14 protein-coding genes and 2 tRNA genes are annotated in these 15900 nt (G+C 61.6%); 6 read left to right on the top strand and 10 right to left on the bottom strand.

The genetic code is table 11. The features are described from left to right. Positions 1 to 77: 77 nt before the first annotated feature. The 3 genes from estP to AC3Z8Y_RS07065 form a co-directional block, all read right to left on the bottom strand. Positions 78 to 1988, bottom strand: a complete 1911-nt coding sequence (estP, locus tag AC3Z8Y_RS07075) for an esterase EstP (protein ID WP_490089043.1) — start codon at positions 1986 to 1988, stop codon at positions 78 to 80. Between the two features lie 135 nt (positions 1989 to 2123). Next, entirely contained in the window at positions 2124 to 2666 is a 543-nt protein-coding gene (gene thpR / locus AC3Z8Y_RS07070) for an RNA 2',3'-cyclic phosphodiesterase (RefSeq protein ID WP_490089042.1), read from the bottom strand. 23 nt (positions 2667 to 2689) lie between these two features. Next, entirely contained in the window at positions 2690 to 3526 is an 837-nt protein-coding gene (locus AC3Z8Y_RS07065) for an aldo/keto reductase (RefSeq protein ID WP_490089041.1), read from the bottom strand. A gap of 159 nt (positions 3527 to 3685) precedes the next feature. Between AC3Z8Y_RS07065 and AC3Z8Y_RS07060 the strand changes: the two genes are divergently transcribed. Continuing rightward, the gene (locus AC3Z8Y_RS07060; RefSeq protein WP_490089040.1) at positions 3686 to 4342 is read left to right on the top strand and encodes a TIGR02466 family protein; all 657 of its coding nucleotides are present in this window, start codon (positions 3686 to 3688) and stop codon (positions 4340 to 4342) included. A gap of 205 nt (positions 4343 to 4547) precedes the next feature. Beyond that, a complete protein-coding gene (locus AC3Z8Y_RS07055) occupies positions 4548 to 6743 on the top strand; it encodes a TonB-dependent receptor (protein WP_490089039.1) in 2196 nt (731 codons plus the stop codon). 76 nt (positions 6744 to 6819) lie between these two features. Here AC3Z8Y_RS07055 and AC3Z8Y_RS07050 read toward each other — a convergent pair whose 3' ends face one another. Continuing rightward, positions 6820 to 7575 (bottom strand): YkgJ family cysteine cluster protein, encoded by a 756-nt coding sequence (locus AC3Z8Y_RS07050; protein WP_490089038.1) that lies wholly within the window; start codon positions 7573 to 7575, stop codon positions 6820 to 6822. 114 nt (positions 7576 to 7689) lie between these two features. Beyond that, positions 7690 to 8280: an RHS repeat-associated core domain-containing protein gene (locus AC3Z8Y_RS07045; protein ID WP_490089954.1), complete on the bottom strand. Its 591-nt coding sequence runs from the start codon at positions 8278 to 8280 to the stop codon at positions 7690 to 7692. Positions 8281 to 8465: 185 nt separating this feature from the next. Between AC3Z8Y_RS07045 and AC3Z8Y_RS07040 the strand changes: the two genes are divergently transcribed. Continuing rightward, the gene (locus AC3Z8Y_RS07040) at positions 8466 to 8708 is read left to right on the top strand and encodes a hypothetical protein (protein ID WP_181114666.1); all 243 of its coding nucleotides are present in this window, start codon (positions 8466 to 8468) and stop codon (positions 8706 to 8708) included. A 35-nt stretch (positions 8709 to 8743) separates the two neighbouring features. Here the strand turns inward: AC3Z8Y_RS07040 and AC3Z8Y_RS07035 are convergent, their stop codons facing one another. Then, positions 8744 to 9673 (bottom strand): 2-hydroxyacid dehydrogenase, encoded by a 930-nt coding sequence (locus tag AC3Z8Y_RS07035; RefSeq protein WP_490089037.1) that lies wholly within the window; start codon positions 9671 to 9673, stop codon positions 8744 to 8746. After that, positions 9670 to 10428: a class II aldolase/adducin family protein gene (locus AC3Z8Y_RS07030; RefSeq protein ID WP_490089036.1), complete on the bottom strand. Its 759-nt coding sequence runs from the start codon at positions 10426 to 10428 to the stop codon at positions 9670 to 9672. Before AC3Z8Y_RS07030 ends, AC3Z8Y_RS07035 begins: the two co-directional genes overlap by 4 nt. 191 nt (positions 10429 to 10619) lie before the next feature. On the opposite strand from AC3Z8Y_RS07030, the gene AC3Z8Y_RS07025 reads away from it, so the two are divergent. After that, positions 10620 to 11564: an EthD domain-containing protein gene (locus tag AC3Z8Y_RS07025; protein ID WP_490089035.1), complete on the top strand. Its 945-nt coding sequence runs from the start codon at positions 10620 to 10622 to the stop codon at positions 11562 to 11564. Between the two features lie 86 nt (positions 11565 to 11650). Here the strand turns inward: AC3Z8Y_RS07025 and AC3Z8Y_RS07020 are convergent. Together AC3Z8Y_RS07020 and AC3Z8Y_RS07015 are read right to left on the bottom strand one after the other, a co-directional pair. After that, positions 11651 to 11727: transfer RNA gene (locus AC3Z8Y_RS07020), tRNA-Asp, on the bottom strand. Between the two features lie 14 nt (positions 11728 to 11741). Beyond that, positions 11742 to 11817 (bottom strand) — tRNA-Val (locus AC3Z8Y_RS07015). A gap of 162 nt (positions 11818 to 11979) precedes the next feature. Here AC3Z8Y_RS07015 and rdgC point away from each other — a divergent pair. Both rdgC and AC3Z8Y_RS07005 read left to right on the top strand, forming a co-directional pair. Further along, a complete protein-coding gene (gene rdgC / locus AC3Z8Y_RS07010; protein ID WP_490089034.1) occupies positions 11980 to 12900 on the top strand; it encodes a recombination-associated protein RdgC in 921 nt (306 codons plus the stop codon). A 39-nt stretch (positions 12901 to 12939) separates the two neighbouring features. After that, on the top strand, positions 12940 to 13872 hold the full coding sequence (locus AC3Z8Y_RS07005; protein WP_490089033.1) for a bile acid:sodium symporter family protein: 933 nt from the start codon (positions 12940 to 12942) through the stop codon (positions 13870 to 13872). A gap of 86 nt (positions 13873 to 13958) precedes the next feature. Here AC3Z8Y_RS07005 and AC3Z8Y_RS07000 read toward each other — a convergent pair whose 3' ends face one another. Continuing rightward, entirely contained in the window at positions 13959 to 15833 is a 1875-nt protein-coding gene (locus AC3Z8Y_RS07000) for an MFS transporter (protein WP_490089032.1), read from the bottom strand. Positions 15834 to 15900 lie beyond the last annotated feature (67 nt).

The following is a 15900-nucleotide window of genomic DNA, read 5'->3' as shown; positions in this document are numbered from 1 at the left end:
CGGCAAGCGGCAAGCTACAAACTAAAGCCGTGGGCCTTTTAGCGTGTGGCTTGCAGCTTGGGGCGCGTAGCGGCCGCTTAAAACTCTAAGGAAAGGCCCAGGTTGAGGCCTTGCTGCTGGCTGGCGTCGGTGCGGCGCCAGTTGTACATCCCACTCAAGCTCAGGCCCGGCGCCAGTTGATGGCGCAGGCCGAGGCTGGCGCGGTCCAGGTTGCGTTGGGCGCTGTAACCTTGCAGCGTAAAGCCATTGGCGGGCAGGCTGCGCAGTGCGAGGTCCAGCTGCTGGGCATCGTCGTTGAACTCCCGTTCGTGGGCCGCTTCGGCAAACAGCTGCGTGGCATCGCCCAGGCTTCGGCTCACTTTCAGGCCAAGGCCAAGGCGTTTCGAGTCGCGGCGCTGGTCGCCGATATCCAGTGCGGTGGCGCGCTCGGTGCGCTCGGAATACCCGTCCACTTTCACGCTGGCGTAGTCTGCGCTTACGAATGGCGATACCCGCCATGGGCTATCGACGGGCGCTACTTGGATACCCAGCCGACCGCTTACCGCCCACAGCTCACCTTGGCTGTCGCCTTTTTCCGAACGCTGCCCTACACCCAGGTCGAAGGTGCGCTTGAGGCTGTCGTAGTCCAGAGAGCCACCGGTGGCGGCAAGGTCACCCCACAGGCGCCCTTGCTGGTACTGGGCGAACGCCGTGCCCAGGTAGCTATTGAGGCTGTAGTCGGAATCCGCCACGCCGGCGTCCATTCGCTGCCGGTAATAACCCGCGGCAACCCCCATGCGCCATGCGGTGTTCAGGCGATAACTGCCGCCTACCGTAAGCGTGTAGCCATTGCCATCGCCCTTGGCGCCGCCATGTTGGTTGTCGAAAGTAAGTTGCTCGCCGCCGGTGTCGATCAGCGCCTGCCAGCCACCTACAGGCTGCCACGGCTGTTGCCACTGGTTTCGCAAGGCATCCTGATGGCTACGCAGCCCGGCATGGGCCATTTCGGGTAGCAGGGTCAGTTCCCATGGCGCGGACAACAGCGAGTACGCATAGTCGGCGATCAGCTTCTGGCCCGTGGTGGTGGGGTGTACGCTGTCGTTGAACAGCAATTTCGTAGGGTCTGGCGCGGCGCTGCCCAGCCCGTAATTGGCGTTGGCCGTGCAGCCATTGCCGTTGAAGCAGGTGCCTACCAGGTTCTCGCCGGTGGCAAGGCCGTAGCGGGAAGGGTCCGCGACGACTTCTGACAGCAACAGCGGCACGTTCAGCGGGATCACTTCGGCGTCGATCAGTGCCAGTTGCGATACCAGCGCCTGGTTGAACACGCTGCTCAGTGCCGAAACGCCCGCCTGGTTCGCCGTGCCGTAGTTGAACGGGGTAAGCCCCAGGTCGGGCAGCAGCCATACCATGATGTAGCGCGCGCCTGCCTGCTGCAGCGCCAGCGCGCTATCGGCGAGGCGCCCGCCGGCGGCGGCTGCGGTGGCGACCGAGGTCACCTGCCCTTGCAGGAAGTCGTTGCCGCCCCCGGTGAGGTAATACAGGGCCCGGGCGTCTGCACGGTTGCCATTGGCGAGGTAACCGGGGCGCTGTCGCAACACAATGCCACCGGTTTCCACCGTGGACTGGCCCGTGATGGAATCCAGGATCTGATCCGTACGGTAGCCGCCCACCGCCCAGTTGTTGCCATCGGCCAGCCCCAGCGCCTGGTTGACCACTGAGGTGGACGCGCCCAGCTCAGTGGAGCCCAGGCCCAGACGGTCGCCAAGCAACGTTGGCGAAACCTGCCCATACAGCTCGCCGCTGCCGTTCTGATAGGTCGGCCCGGTTCGGTTGGTAAAGCGGGTGGCAGAACCCAGCGGCCCGCCCGGGTCAGGGAATTGCCCGGCATCGCTGAGGCTGTCGCCGAACACCACCATGGTGGAGTAAGGCGAGGGGGTCGCCCAGGCAGGCGCCGAAGCAACGGCCAGGGCTAATGCAGTGGCGCAGGCGAGAGGAAACGCTTTGTTCATGGAGGTATCGTCCTTGTATTTTTATTGTTACAGCATGGACGATAGTACTAATTCGCAAAGATTTACACCCCGATGGATTTAAATCTCAACTCATTGAATCCGAACGAATGTTTTTGAATGCGTGGCCGATACCGCTCAAACCACCAGCGGCCACTCCTGCAACGGTACATAAGTGCCTTTGCGGGATTCGAATAGCGTGAAGTGGGTGGCCTTGATCAGAAAATCCGGCGCACTGGGGGCTTCGGGTACCTCGGTCCGGTAATCCCGTGCGAGGGTAAGGTGTGGGCGGTAATCGCTGTGCTCAGGCAACAAGCCCAACGGTTGCATGGCTTGCTGCAGATCGTAGGCCAACCGCAGCAGCGCCCGAGGAGGTTGCTCGGGCGCCAGCAGCAGTACGCCCGAGCGGCGCCAGGCATCGAGCCGATCCAGAGGCACGCGCAGCGGCTCCCCCGGGGGCTTCACGCCACCTGCCGCAGCCAGAATCGCAGGCAGCAGAGGCAGCGGCACTTCCCCGAGGAACAGCAAGGTAAGGTGAAAATTATCCGCAGGCACGCGTCGGCCGTTACCAAGCGGTAGTTCCTTGCGCCAGCGTGAAATCGCCTGGCGTTGCTTAGGCGGGCATGCCAACGCGAAGAACAGCCGCTTGAAGGGTTCGCCCGGTTCGCGTGGATGAGGCATGGCGGCAGTGCTCCTGTTGTACTTCAGGCCCCCATGTTGAAGGTTTCCGGATCCGGGCCCAGGCGCTCACCCCTGTCCAGCGCGGCAATCTGGGCCCGGTCCTCGTCGGTGAGCTCGAATTCGAGCACATCGAAATTCTCGCGGATGCGCTCGGGTGTCACTGATTTCGGAATCACGATATTGCCGCTATCCAGGTGCCAGCGCAGCGTGATCTGCGCGGGGGTTTTTCCGTACTTGGCGGCAAGGGCTTGCAACACTGCATCCTGGGCCACCTTGCCCTGAGCCAGCGGGCTCCAGGCTTCGGTATGGATATTCAACGAACGGTGCACCTCGCGCAGGTCGGCACGCTGGAAATACGGGTGGGCTTCCACCTGATTCACCGCCGGAGTAACGCCCGTCCCCCGAATCAGCCGCTCCAGATGGGCAGGGTTGAAGTTGGATACGCCGATGGACAGCGCCCGGCCTTCATCGCGCAGGGCGATCAAGGTTTCCCAGGTTTCCTGATAACGATCTGCCTGGGGCAGCGGCCAGTGAATCAACAGAAGGTCGACGTACTCTAGGTCCAACCGATCCAGGCTACGCAACGCAGCGTCGCGTGAAGGCTGCGCGCCCTGGTCGGCATTCCATACTTTGGTGGTGACGAAGTAGGATTCGCGCGGCAGCGCGGCATCTTTCAGGCCCTGGCCCACGCCGCGCTCGTTCTCATAGATAGCCGCCGTATCGATGGAGCGGTAGCCCACTTCAAAGGCATGGTGAACAGCCTGGCGGGCCTGGTCGTCGGACGCTTTCCAAACCCCCAGCCCCAACTGAGGCATCATCTTGTCGTCGTTCAGGGTCAATAAAGGTACGGACTTGCTCATGGCGGCTCCTCACTCGAAATTGATGGCGCGATGGGTTAACGACAGCGCCGAAGCCCGTTGGGTTCGCAAATTCACTACGGCGCAGGCAGGTTGCGTAACCCCATAACAGCCACCAGAATAATGCTGACCTGATGTTTCCCCAGCGGTATGGCGGCCGAAATGACCCAGCATTCTTTCGACGAAAGCACCCTCAAGATCCGCAAGCTGTTCCCTACCCCTTTGGTGAGCTGCCCGGTGCCGGACGCTGAAACCCTGAACAAACACCTCAGCGCCGTGATTTTTGCCGAGGAAGCGCGCTCACGCGGGGTGCAGCACAGCAATCAGGGCGGCTGGCAATCCCAGGGCGATTTCGCCAGCTGGTCGGGGGAAGCCGGCGCGTATCTGCTGGGGTTCGCTCAAGACATGGCCCGCAGCCTCACCGCTGTGCACACTGCCGACAACACACTGGTACATGCCACCTTCGAATGGCATTTCAACGCCTGGGCCAACATCAACCGCGCCGGCGACAGCAATGGCGTGCATGGCCATGCCGGCGCGTTCTGGTCGGCGGTGTACTGGGTGGACGACGGCGGCCGCGCCGAGGACCCGAGCGTGGGCGGCGATCTTGAATTCCTCGACCCTCGTGGGCTGGTCGCCTCGGCCTACCGGCCCGAATTGCGCATGCGCATCGAGGAATGTGTGGCCGCGGGCTGTGCGACCACCGAAGCGGCCCGCAGCGGCACGCTGGTGATGTTCCCCTCCTGGCTGTTGCACAGTGTAAGGCCGTTCAAAGGCACCCGCCCGCGAGTGTCGATCGCCTTCAACTTCGGGCTCTGACCCTCTCGGCACACTAGCTGGCAATTGACCGCCACGGCGTTGTACGGCTGTGCGTGCTATTCGGATTAATCCACTCACAAATGTGAAAAAAAGTTGAAAAAACCGATAACAGTTTGCAATGACTGCTGATAGCATTCGCGCCTGAGATTCATTCCTATTGCCATGGAGGCACTTCCCTGACCTGACCCGTTCCAGGAACCATCCGATGGCCGTTCGTTTCCCGTCCCGCCCTACCCTGCTTGCCCTGTGCTGTTCCGTTGCCTTCGCTGCCCATGCCGCCGATGAAGCAGTGGACCTCGGCGCTATCGATGTTACCGCACAAAAAACCGAAGAACAGAACCCGCTGCCACCGGAATTCGCCGGCGGCCAGGTCGCGCGCGGCGGCCAGCTGGGCATTCTGGGCAACAAGGACATCATGGACGTACCGTTCACCATGACCAGCTACACCTCGAAACTGATCGAGGACCAGCAGGCCGAGGACGTGGGCGACGTGCTGATGAACGATGCGTCGGTGCGGCAGGCGTATGGGTATGCGAACAACTCACAGATATTTGTGATCCGTGGGCTGGAACTGAACGGCGACGATATCTCCTACAACGGGATGTACGGTGTGCTGCCGCGGCAGATTTTGTCGACCGATGCGCTGGAGCGCGTCGAAGTGTTCAAAGGCCCGAACTCCTTCCTTAACGGTGTATCCCCTACGGGTACCGGTTTGGGCGGTGCGGTAAACCTGGTATCAAAACGCGCAAGCGATACTCCGATCCGCCGCTATACCCAAGACATCACTACCGATGGCCGTATCGGTGAACACCTGGACATTGGCCAGCGCTTTGGCGAAGACAACCGGTTCGGTGCCCGGCTGAACCTCAGCCAGCGTGAAGGCGAAACGGCAATCGACGATCAGGACCAGCGCAGCAAGTTGTTCGTGGCTGGCTTGGATTACCGCGGCGACCGCTTCCGCGTGTCGACTGATTTCGGGTACCAGAAGCAGCGGATCAACCACAGCCGCAACTCGGTGCAGTTGGGCTCTGGCCTTACCAGCATTCCTAACGCGCCCGATGCCAGCAAGAACTACGGGCAGGACTGGAGCTATACCGAAACCGAAGACACCTTCGCCATGATGCGTGGCGAATACGACCTGAACGACAGCTGGACGGCCTACGTAGCGGGCGGCGGCAAACATACGCGGGAAACCGGGTTTTATGCCACGCCTACACTGACCAACGCCGCTACGGGCGCGGCCACCATTGGCGGGTCGATCATTCCTCACGATGAAGACAACATAAGCTTGCTGGCGGGTTTGAATGGCAAGTTCCAGACCGGGCCGGTCAGCCATCAGGTCGCTATTGGCGCGGCCGAGATATGGACTCGCCAGGAAAGTGCGTTCGAGTTCTATAACGGCAACGGTGGTGTTACCAACATCTATCATCCGACCGCGCTGTCCAAGCCGACCAATGCCTGGTTCACCGGTGGGGACCTGGGCGATTTGTCCGTTACAGGCCGTACGAATAATCGAAGCGTGGCGATATCCGATACCTTCGGCTTCTTCGATGACACTGTGCTGTTGACCGCTGGGCTGCGACGCCAGGAGCTGATCGTTAAAGGCTATTCGTACGAAGGCGGCACGCTGGCGAGCTATACCGGCGACAGAAATGCCACCTACGACGAGTCGATCACTACGCCTGTTTACGGGATTGTCTATAAACCGTGGGACAGTGTTTCCTTCTATGCGAACCGTATCGAAGGTTTGGCTGAGGGGCCGACCGCGCCATCCGACAGCACGGTTACCGTTAACAAGGGCCAAGTCTTCGCGCCTGGGCGTACCAAGCAAGTCGAAGCCGGCGTGAAGTTCGACTGGCAGACCTACGGCGCTACCTTCGGTGTATTCCGCATCGAGAAGCCAACCGATGGTTACGTTACGAACGGCGAGTTCTTAGCGCAAGGCGATCAGGTCAACAAGGGCATCGAACTAAATGTCTTCGGCGAGCCCATCGAAGGCCTTCGCTTGATGGCCGGCGCAACGCGCATCTTCACTGAGTTGCAGGATACCGGCGACGACACCACGGATGGCAAGCATGCCAAAGGCGTGCCTTCATTCCAGATGAACGCGAGCGTGGACTGGGATGTGCCTGGCCTGGAAGGCGTGGCCTTGAACGCCCGGATGCTGCGCACCGGCGGTCAGTATGCCAACGCGCAAAACACCCTGACCATACCTACCTGGAACCGCTTCGATGCTGGCGCGCGCTACAAATTCAGGGTCAGCGAGAAGGACGTAACCCTGCGGGTTAACGTTGAAAACATCATGAACAAGAACTACTGGGCCTCGGCTTACGGCAGCAGCGATTACCTGACCCAGGGCGAGCCTCGCCTGGTGAAGTTCTCCGGTACGGTGGACTTCTAACCCCTGTTCGCCAGTTTCACTGGCTCCTACAACGCGGTGTGTGGGAGCTGGCGGAGCCTGCGAACATTACTGCCCGTCAGGACGCCTTGCGCAGCGGAATGTAGGCCGAGTTCTGCTGCTCCAGCGCGGCGGCGATCAGCGCGCCGGTGTCTTCCAGGCGTGCAACCAACTCCTCGCTCGGCGCATGCAGCGACCAAGGCTGATCCGCCGCCGATGCCGCCAACCCCAATGCCTCCACGCGCTCTGCTGCCTGCCCAAAGTGTCGCATGTCCGGCATGAACGCCGTAAAGCCCTCGCCCTTCAACGCCATGGTGCGAATACCCAGCAGCTTGCAGATAGCCGCCTTGGCGGCGATGTCGTCACGGTCTGCCTGGCGCGAGCGCTCGATCAGTTGCTCCAGTTCAGTCGCCACCGCCTTGCCGCCATGGATCAGCACCGGCCCCTGCTCCCACGCCTGCGGCGGGCAGTCCTTGTTCTCGGCGCGCAGCGGAATGTGCGGGTTAATCTCAGCCGGATAAATGCGGCACACCAATGGCCGGCGGTCGTAGATCCGGCACATTAGGTTTTCGTCCAGGTTGCGGCAGGGCCCTACGTTGAATGCGGCAAAGGTAATCGCGACATGGGCATGGGTGCTGCCGCACGGCACACGCAGCGAACGGCGCTGGGCATGTTGCAGGGCCGGGTCAAGCGCCAGGCGCTCATCGTCCAGGAAGCCTTCGGTCAGCACGATCAACGTGCCCCCGTCAGCCGCCCACTGCTTTGCCTCATCGAGGGTGAGCGGAACGTGATGATCGTTACAGCACTTGCCACAACCCACACAGGAAAACCGCATGCGCTACCTCAGCCAATTGAGCCCGCGCCGGGAAACCGGCGACTGGGCGGAGATGGAGGTAGGTAGAGCAGATTGTGTGCCAGTTGGTACACGCAAGGTAGAACTGTCAGGCTCTCAAGTAATAGTCCTACCCGATACGATTCGAGGGTAGTTCCCTGGGCCGCCCCATTCGTCGTCGGAATCAGATGAGTCCGTACGGTCCGCAGTCCTATCGATTGGAGACTTGGACCGCGACCGGGCGCGAGAACGTTCCTGTATAGGATCAGGCACAGGTGACCTTGGCGGAGTTGCGCCGCGCGGCCTAGAAGGCGAAGGCACCTCCGAACCATCCATCTTAATTGCGATAAGAGGTTTGTTTGGCAATGCCTTCCCGCCCGTCTCAGAGGCCAATCGCGTGGTAATCGGATACTGTGATGGCAGCTCGAATGGTAAGCCGACCCGTTTCATATATTTGGCGATCCAGAATAGTAAGTGAGCAGATTCGCCTCTCGGATCGTCATGGTTCATTGGCTCACCCCTGCAATATGCATAAGCGTTCGTGCCACCCGCCCCAAACGGGCTCCAGTCATCCGGCCTGGTAAAGCGAAGCAGGGTTGGGGAATACGCCCGATATCCATTACCTAACAGAAACACCCCATCGGGCTCCAGGTGCAGGCCGCCATAGCCAACAGGCCGACCTTGCTCCGGCGAATAGCCAAAAGGCATAAATGACGCAGATCTGGAAGTGCCCAGCCGCATCAACACAGACTGCCGCGGGTCAGTTGCCAGTAATTGCAAGGCGGTATCAGGCATGGGGCTACTCCGAAGGGGCTATGCTTCACATAGTTTGTACAGTTGGTTGGCCCTGTATAGCTGGCAGAACTGTCAGGTAGGCGCCTTGGAGATAGCCGATGAAAGATTTGCACTTGCTGCTCGAACGGCTGGACCCGCCGGTGAAACATACGGTAGAAGCCCGCGGCGAGCAGGTGTTGCTGACCCTGGTGGACCCGCAGATACCGGCCAAGGTGCAGCGCAGCCTGGAATCACGCCAGTGGCACAACGACAAAGTGCTGGTGGTTATCCTGCTTCATGCCATCAATGAACTGCGCGGCAAGGGCTCCCATGCCCCGCTTGAAGTGTTCAAAACGGTGTGAGCAAGCGTTTCGGTACCCCGCCCTAGTACCCTGCTTCAGTACCCTGCCTCAGGATCTGCCTGGTTCAGCAATGTTTCCCCCGCTTGAAGCCGCTGAACATTGGCTACAACTTGCCGGGCGATACCTTCGACCGATGCCGACGATGCCATGTGCGGGGTGATGATCACTCCCGGCGTACGCCATAGCGGATCATCCGTTGGCAACGGCTCGTGCTCGAACACATCCAGCACCGCGCCACGTAGTTGCCCACTCTCCAGGGCGGTTAGTAGATCCGGCAGCACAACATGCTCGCCGCGGCCGCAATTGATCAAGGCCGCGCTATAGGCCAGATGTTCGAAGGCGCTTGCATCCAGCAGGCCGCGGGTTTCTTCGGTAAGCGGCAACAGGCACACCAGGATGTTTACCCCACTCAGAAATGCCGGTAACTCAGCCGGCCCGGCGAAGCTGGTAACCCCTTCAATGGCCTTGGCCGACCGCGCCCAGCCACGCACCTTGAAGCCCAACCCCACCAACGCCGAAGCAGCATGCGCGCCCAGAGCGCCCAGCCCGAGGATACCCACGGTTCGAGCGCTGGCCGGGTGCTGCGGCGGTTCGGCCCACAGCGCCCGCGCCTGGTTGGCGACCACCGTATCGAGATGGCGGTGATAGTGCAGCACGGCCCAGGTCACGTACTCGGTCATGCCTTGGCGGTGGTCGGTATCCACGATTCTGCACACCGGCACATCCGCAGGCCGGCTGGGGTCGCGCAGCACGTTGTCGATCCCGGCGGCGATGGATTGCACCAAGCGCAGCCGCGGGTAATTGCCCAGGCTCCCGGGCGCGGGGCACCAGCAGGCGGCGACCTCGGCATGCTCGGCCCCTGGCTCTCCATGCAGGTATACGGGCAGCTCGGGCGCCAATGCCTGGATCGCCGGGCGCAGTTCGGCCAGGTCGGCGGTACCGCTTAGCAATACCACCCCGCTCATGAGCAATAGTCCTCCCGCTGATGCGCAATTAACCTGAGCGCGGCATCCCAGGCCAGCTGGATCAACGCCATGCCTTCTTCATCGTCGGTGAACTGGCTGGCGGTCAGGCGGCATACCTCCTCGGAGGGGTAGATCAGCTCACTACCACCTGCCAGCGCTTGCACCTGTGCCTGGCAGGCACGCTCGAGGAAGTGGATTTCATGGAAGGCTTCGGCCACGTTACGGCCGCCGGCCAACAGGCCGTGATTACGCAGGATCATTGCCCGATGCGGGCCCAGGTCGCGCACCAGCCGCTCCCGCTCGCTCAGGCACAGCGCCACGCCTTCATAGGTGTGATAGGCCAGCTTGCCGTAGAACTTCAGCGCGTGCTGAGTGATGGGCAGCAGGCCCTGAGCCTGGGCCGACACCGCCATGCCAGCGGCCGTGTGGGTGTGGATCACACAGTTCATATCCGGCCGAGCCATATGAATGGCCGAATGAATCACGAAGCCTGCTTCGTTGACGTTGTGATCCTTGTAGGCCGGGTTTACCCGGTGGCCGTCGCGGTCGATCAATACCAGGTCACTGGCGCGCATGTGGTCGAACAGCACGCCGTATCGGTTGATCAGGAAATGATGCTCCGGGCCCGGCACCCGCAGGCTGATGTGGGTATCGATCAAGTCGGTCATGCGAAAATGCGCGATCAGCCGGTACAGCGCGGCCAGTTCGCAGCGCAGGGTCCATTCCACTGGATCGATGTTTTCGGGGCAGCTCATGTAGGGGCTCCAGGCACGGCACGCAAAGAACAAACCCGCTGCAAGGCTCGCGCCAGCGCAACAGTCCAAGCGTAGCGGCCCGGGGGCACGGCCATAGGCCTACCTCACGTCGGGAAATAAGCGCAAAGCCCGTGAGAACACCGCTGCGCCTGTGTCCTATGGTTCAGGGAAGCACACAGGGACCAACCTATATGGACAACCCACTTACCGCACTGGACTCGTCCTTGCGCGACCACAGCATCGCCATCAACTCGTACACCACCGTATTACGCCACCCCAAGGTTCCCCATGAGCTGTTCGCGGCGTACTGGCGTGACGTGCACGGCCCCTTGTGCGCCCGCATCCCCGGGCTGGGATGGTACGTGCAGTACCACTTCGCCCGCGAGCACGATGCGCATTTATGGCCCCTGATCGAAGGGATTGCACCGTTGCCGGGCTATGTACTGGATGGCGCAGTAGAGATTGGCTTTGCTTCGGCGGCTGATCAGCAACGTTTCAAGGCGGCGAGCAAAGTGTTGTTCGTAGACGAGCAGAACGTGTTCGAGGAAACCCTGTGCTACGACTTGCCTGAAGGCTCTACCACTTTCGTGGATTACCTGGCTGACCCCTGCCCCAACGAAACCGTGCCCCTGGACCGCCTGCATATCCATTTCCATGGCGAGGCGGGTGACAGCGATGCGTTCAAGGCCTTCCTGCGTGAGCAAGTGGCCGCCGCGCTTGTGGCGGACCCCGCCGTGATGAAGGTACGCCTGCACCTGCCTGTACCTTACGATAACGCCCGCCCCAGCCCCCCTTCCCCGAACGTGCGACATGAATCGCCGGCGGCGCGCCTGCACCTGGCAATGTTGGAAGTGGTGTTCGAATCCGCATTGGCGCGGCGGCGGCTGCTCGAGTCCCCGACGTTTCGCCAGGCGGCGAGCGGGCTGGCAGAGCATGTTCGGTATGTAACGGCGTTTTCGGTGAGCGGCGTATTCACCTATGTGCGCGACGGTGAACTCACGCTGGCGGGCTTGCGCGGCAGCCGCTCGGCGCAGCTGATACATCAGCTGGGGGCGATCAACCAGACCGAACCGGAGGCCGCGGGGCTGTTCCTCGCCCATGACAACGGGTCGAATGGCTCGCGGGCACGCGGATGATAAACGGCGGGCAATAAAAAAGGCGACCTGTTAAGGTCGCCTTCTTCAGTAGCTCAAGGGTGTTCAGTGGGCCCTTGAAGCAAATATGGCGCAGCGGACGGGACTCGAACCCGCGACCCCCGGCGTGACAGGCCGGTATTCTAACCGACTGAACTACCGCTGCGCGATACACACGAGTGGTGGGTGATGACGGGATCGAACCGCCGACCCTCTGCTTGTAAGGCAGATGCTCTCCCAGCTGAGCTAATCACCCTTTGTCTCTCGGTGTGGCGCGCATTCTACGGACGGCCTTCCCTGCTGGCAAGCGTTTTTTTAAAAAGTTTTTCCTGCCCTTCCAAAGACTTAGCCCACGCTTGGCCTGAGGTGAAACAGAGCGAATAATGCGCGGCTTGTGTATTAACAGAGACACCCGCCCATGTGGTTCAAAAACCTGCTTGTCTACCGCCTCACCCAGGATGTGCCGTTCGACGCTCAAGCGCTGGAAGACGCATTGGCCAGCAAGCCGGCGCGCGCCTGCGCCAGCCAGGAACTGGCCACTTATGGTTTTGTGGCACCGTTCGGCAAGGGCGAGGATGCGCCGCTGGTGCATGTAAGCCAGGACTTCCTGCTGATCGCCGCCCGCAAGGAAGAGCGCATTCTGCCCGGCAGCGTAGTCCGCGACGCAGTACAGGAGAAGGTCGAAGAGATCGAGGCCGAGCAGATGCGCAAGGTCTATAAGAAGGAACGCGACCAGATCAAGGACGAGATCATCCAGGCCTTCCTGCCACGCGCCTTTATCCGTCGCTCCAGCACCTTCGCTGCCATCGCCCCCAAGCAAGGGTTGATCCTGGTGAACTCGGCCAGCGCCAAGCGCGCCGAAGACCTGCTGTCTACCCTGCGCGAAGTGATGGGCTCGCTGCCGGTGCGGCCGCTGTCGGTGAAGATCGCCCCTACCGCCACCATGACCGACTGGGTGAAAAGCCAGCAGGCGGCGGCAGACTTCTTCGTGCTGGACGAGTGCGAACTGCGTGACACCGGCGAAGACGGCGGCATCGTTCGCTGCAAGCGCCAGGACCTCACCAGCGATGAAATCCAGCTGCACCTCAATACCGGCAAGCAGGTTACCCAACTGGCCCTGGCCTGGCAGGACAAACTGTCGTTCGTGCTGGACGACAAGATGGTCGTCAAGCGGCTGCGTTTCGAGGAGCTGTTGCAGGATCAGGCCGAGGAAGACGGCGGCGAAGAGGCGCTGAGCCAACTGGACGCCAGCTTCACCCTGATGATGCTCACCTTCGGTGACTTCCTGCCGGCGCTGTTCGAGGCGCTGGGCGGCGAAGAAATGCCGCAAGGCATCTGAACCACCCTTACCCGGTCATTACTATAAGAAGGACACGTCATGCGCGCCCTGGCCGCTTTCAGCCGTTTCGTGGGGAATACCTTTGCCATCTGGGTGCTGTTGTTCGCCCTGCTGGCATTCATGCAGCCCGCCTGGTTCATCGGGCTCAAAGGCGCAATCGTGCCGTTGCTGGGGCTGGTGATGTTCGGCATGGGGCTTACCCTGCGCCTGGACGATTTTGCCGAGGTGTTGCGCCACCCTTGGCGGGTGGGGCTTGGTGTAGTCGCGCATTTCGTGATCATGCCGGGCGTGGCGTGGGTGCTGTGCCAGGCATTTCACTTGCCGCCCGACATCGCCGTGGGTGTGATCCTGGTAGGCTGCTGCCCCAGTGGCACCTCCTCGAACGTGATGACCTGGCTGGCCAAGGGCGACCTGGCGCTGTCCGTGGCCATCGCGGCGGTCACTACGCTGCTCGCCCCGCTGCTCACACCCACGCTCATCTGGCTGCTGGCGTCGGCATGGATGCCGGTGAGCTTCTGGGACATGTTCTGGTCCATCCTGCAATTCGTGATGCTGCCGATCGTGCTCGGCGTGATCGCCCAGCGCCTGCTGGGCGCCGCGGTGGCCGTGGCGGTAAACGTATTGCCGCTCGTTTCGGTGGTAAGCATCGTGATGATCGTGTGCGCAGTGGTGGCTGCCAGCCAGGCACGTATCGCCGAATCCGGCCTGCTCATCATGGCTGTGGTGATGCTGCACAACGGCTTCGGTTACTTGCTGGGCTATTTCACCGGCCGCCTGTGCGGGCTGCCGCTGGCCCAGCGCAAGTCGCTAGCGCTGGAAGTGGGCATGCAGAATTCCGGCCTGGGCGCGGCGCTGGCCGCCGCACACATCTCACCCATTGCCGCCGTGCCCAGCGCGCTGTTCAGCGTGTGGCACAACATCTCCGGGGCGCTGCTTTCTACCTTCTTCCGGAGGATGAAAGGGACGGAGTGATCCGCCCATTCGCGAGCTTAGCCTGGCGGCTCCGCCCGTCCCCCACAGGGCCTACATGACCCTCGTGGGATGCGGGCGGAGCCGCACTACCGTTCCATCCCTCGCAACGCCTGCACCTTCTCCCGCAACCGCCCTGGCAATTGCTCTCCTTCCCCTATCGCCGGACCGGCGACCACGGCTACCCGCGACCAGAAGCGGCGGAACAGCCCCTTGTGTGGCGCGCGGCTGAAGAAGCTGCCCCACAACCCACGCAGTGCCATCGGGATCACCGGCACAGCAGTTTGCCCCAGAATGGTGGTGGTGCCGCTTTTGAAGGCGTCGATCTCTCCATCGGTGGTGAGCTTGCCTTCCGGGAACACGCACACCAGTTCACCTGCGGCCAGGTAGCCGGCGATATCGCGGAACGCGCGCTCATAAATAAGCAGGTCTTCGGAGCGCCCGGCGATAGGAATGGCGCCAACGGTGCGGAAGAAGAAGTTGAGCACCGGCAGGTTGTAGATCCGGTAATACATCACGAAACGCACCGGCCGCCGCACCGCGCCAGCGATCAGCAGCGCGTCCACGAATGACACATGGTTGCACACCAGCAGCGCAGCGCCCTCGTCGGGAATGTTATCCAGCCCTTCATGGCGTACCCGGTACATGGAGTGGCTCAGCAGCCAGATCAAAAAGCGAACGCTGAACTCGGGCACGATCTTGAAGATGTAGGCGTTGACGGCGATGTTCATCAGCGACACCACCAGGAACAACTGCGGGATGCTCAAGCCCGCCCCGCTGAGCAATGCCACCGCCACGATGGCCGATACCACCATGAACAACGCATTGAGGATGTTGTTGGCCGCGATCACCTGGGCGCGTTGGTGCTCGGGCGTACGCGACTGGATCAACGCATAGAGGGGCACGATATAAAAGCCGCCGAAAATCCCCAGCCCGAGGATGTCCAGCAGCACTGGCCATACCGCTGCCGTTCCCAGCAATTGGAGCCAGCCCAGGCTTTCGCCGTGCTCAGGCGCCGGCACATTCCCCGAATGCCACCACCACAACAGGCCGAACAGCGTGAGGCCAAACGAGCCGAAGGGCACCAGGCCGATCTCCACCTGCCGCCCCGACAGCCGCTCGCAGAGCATGGAGCCTGCGGCGATACCTACCGAAAATACCGTAAGCACCAAGGTGACTGCGGTTTCGTCGCCATGCAGCCACACCTTGGCGTAGGTGGGTATCTGGGTGAGGTAAATGGCCCCTACGAACCAGAACCAGGAGTTACCCAGCAACGAGCGCGACACAGCCTGGGTTTGCCCCAGCCCCAGCCGCAGGGTACGCCAGGTTTGCACTGGCACATTCCAGTTGATTCGCAGGCCGGGGGCGGATGCCGCGGCCGGTGGAATGGCGCGGCTGGCCAGGTAGCCCATCAGCGCCACCGCCACGATGGCGATGGCTACCCCCGGCGCGTATATCCGTTCGGCCATCAGCACCCCGGCGCTGATCGTCCCGCCCAGAATGGCCAGGAAGGTACCCATTTCCACCAGGCCGTTACCGCCCAGCAATTCCCTGGGGCTCAAGGCCTGGGGAAGGATGGAATATTTAACCGGGCCGAACACGGCCGAATGGGTACCCATGGCAAACAAGGTGAGCAGCAGCAACGGCAACTGGCCGTAGAAGAACCCGGCCGCGCCAACCCCCATGATTACCACTTCCGCCAGCTTGATGGCGCGGATCAGCCGATCCTTGGCGAAGCGCTCGCCGACCTGCCCGGCCAGTGCCGAGAACAGAAAGAAGGGCAGGATGAACAGCAGGGCACAGAGGTTGATCCAGAAGGTTCGGTCCCCCTCGATGCTGAGCTTGTAAAGGATGGCAAGGATCAACGATTGCTTGAATACGTTATCGTTGAAGGCACCCAGCGCCTGGGTAAGGAAAAACGGCAAAAAACGCCGTGTACGCAACAGCTGTAGCTGTGAACTCATCGTCCTTGGTTCTCATGGTGGGCCAGTCGCTGGCTTTGCCCTATTGGAACGCCCGTCTCTGAAAAAA

This window comes from Pseudomonas sp. 3MAES_34.3B, from assembly GCF_058145875.1.
Note: the sequence above shows the minus strand (reverse complement) of the source record. Positions and strands in the feature narration are given on the sequence as shown.

Excerpts from the sequence above, each read along its gene's own strand:
- estP (WP_490089043.1), bottom strand. The coding sequence starts at position 1,988 with ATGAACAAAGCGTTTCCTCTCGCCTGCGCCACTGCATTAGCCCTGGCC.
- thpR (WP_490089042.1), bottom strand. The coding sequence starts at position 2,666 with ATGCCTCATCCACGCGAACCGGGCGAACCCTTCAAGCGGCTGTTCTTC.
- AC3Z8Y_RS07065 (WP_490089041.1), bottom strand. The coding sequence starts at position 3,526 with ATGAGCAAGTCCGTACCTTTATTGACCCTGAACGACGACAAGATGATG.
- AC3Z8Y_RS07060 (WP_490089040.1), top strand. The coding sequence starts at position 3,686 with ATGACCCAGCATTCTTTCGACGAAAGCACCCTCAAGATCCGCAAGCTG.
- AC3Z8Y_RS07055 (WP_490089039.1), top strand. The coding sequence starts at position 4,548 with ATGGCCGTTCGTTTCCCGTCCCGCCCTACCCTGCTTGCCCTGTGCTGT.
- AC3Z8Y_RS07050 (WP_490089038.1), bottom strand. The coding sequence starts at position 7,575 with ATGCGGTTTTCCTGTGTGGGTTGTGGCAAGTGCTGTAACGATCATCAC.
- AC3Z8Y_RS07045 (WP_490089954.1), bottom strand. The coding sequence starts at position 8,280 with ATGCCTTTTGGCTATTCGCCGGAGCAAGGTCGGCCTGTTGGCTATGGC.
- AC3Z8Y_RS07040 (WP_181114666.1), top strand. The coding sequence starts at position 8,466 with ATGAAAGATTTGCACTTGCTGCTCGAACGGCTGGACCCGCCGGTGAAA.
- AC3Z8Y_RS07035 (WP_490089037.1), bottom strand. The coding sequence starts at position 9,673 with ATGAGCGGGGTGGTATTGCTAAGCGGTACCGCCGACCTGGCCGAACTG.
- AC3Z8Y_RS07030 (WP_490089036.1), bottom strand. The coding sequence starts at position 10,428 with ATGAGCTGCCCCGAAAACATCGATCCAGTGGAATGGACCCTGCGCTGC.
- AC3Z8Y_RS07025 (WP_490089035.1), top strand. The coding sequence starts at position 10,620 with ATGGACAACCCACTTACCGCACTGGACTCGTCCTTGCGCGACCACAGC.
- rdgC (WP_490089034.1), top strand. The coding sequence starts at position 11,980 with ATGTGGTTCAAAAACCTGCTTGTCTACCGCCTCACCCAGGATGTGCCG.
- AC3Z8Y_RS07005 (WP_490089033.1), top strand. The coding sequence starts at position 12,940 with ATGCGCGCCCTGGCCGCTTTCAGCCGTTTCGTGGGGAATACCTTTGCC.
- AC3Z8Y_RS07000 (WP_490089032.1), bottom strand. The coding sequence starts at position 15,833 with ATGAGTTCACAGCTACAGCTGTTGCGTACACGGCGTTTTTTGCCGTTT.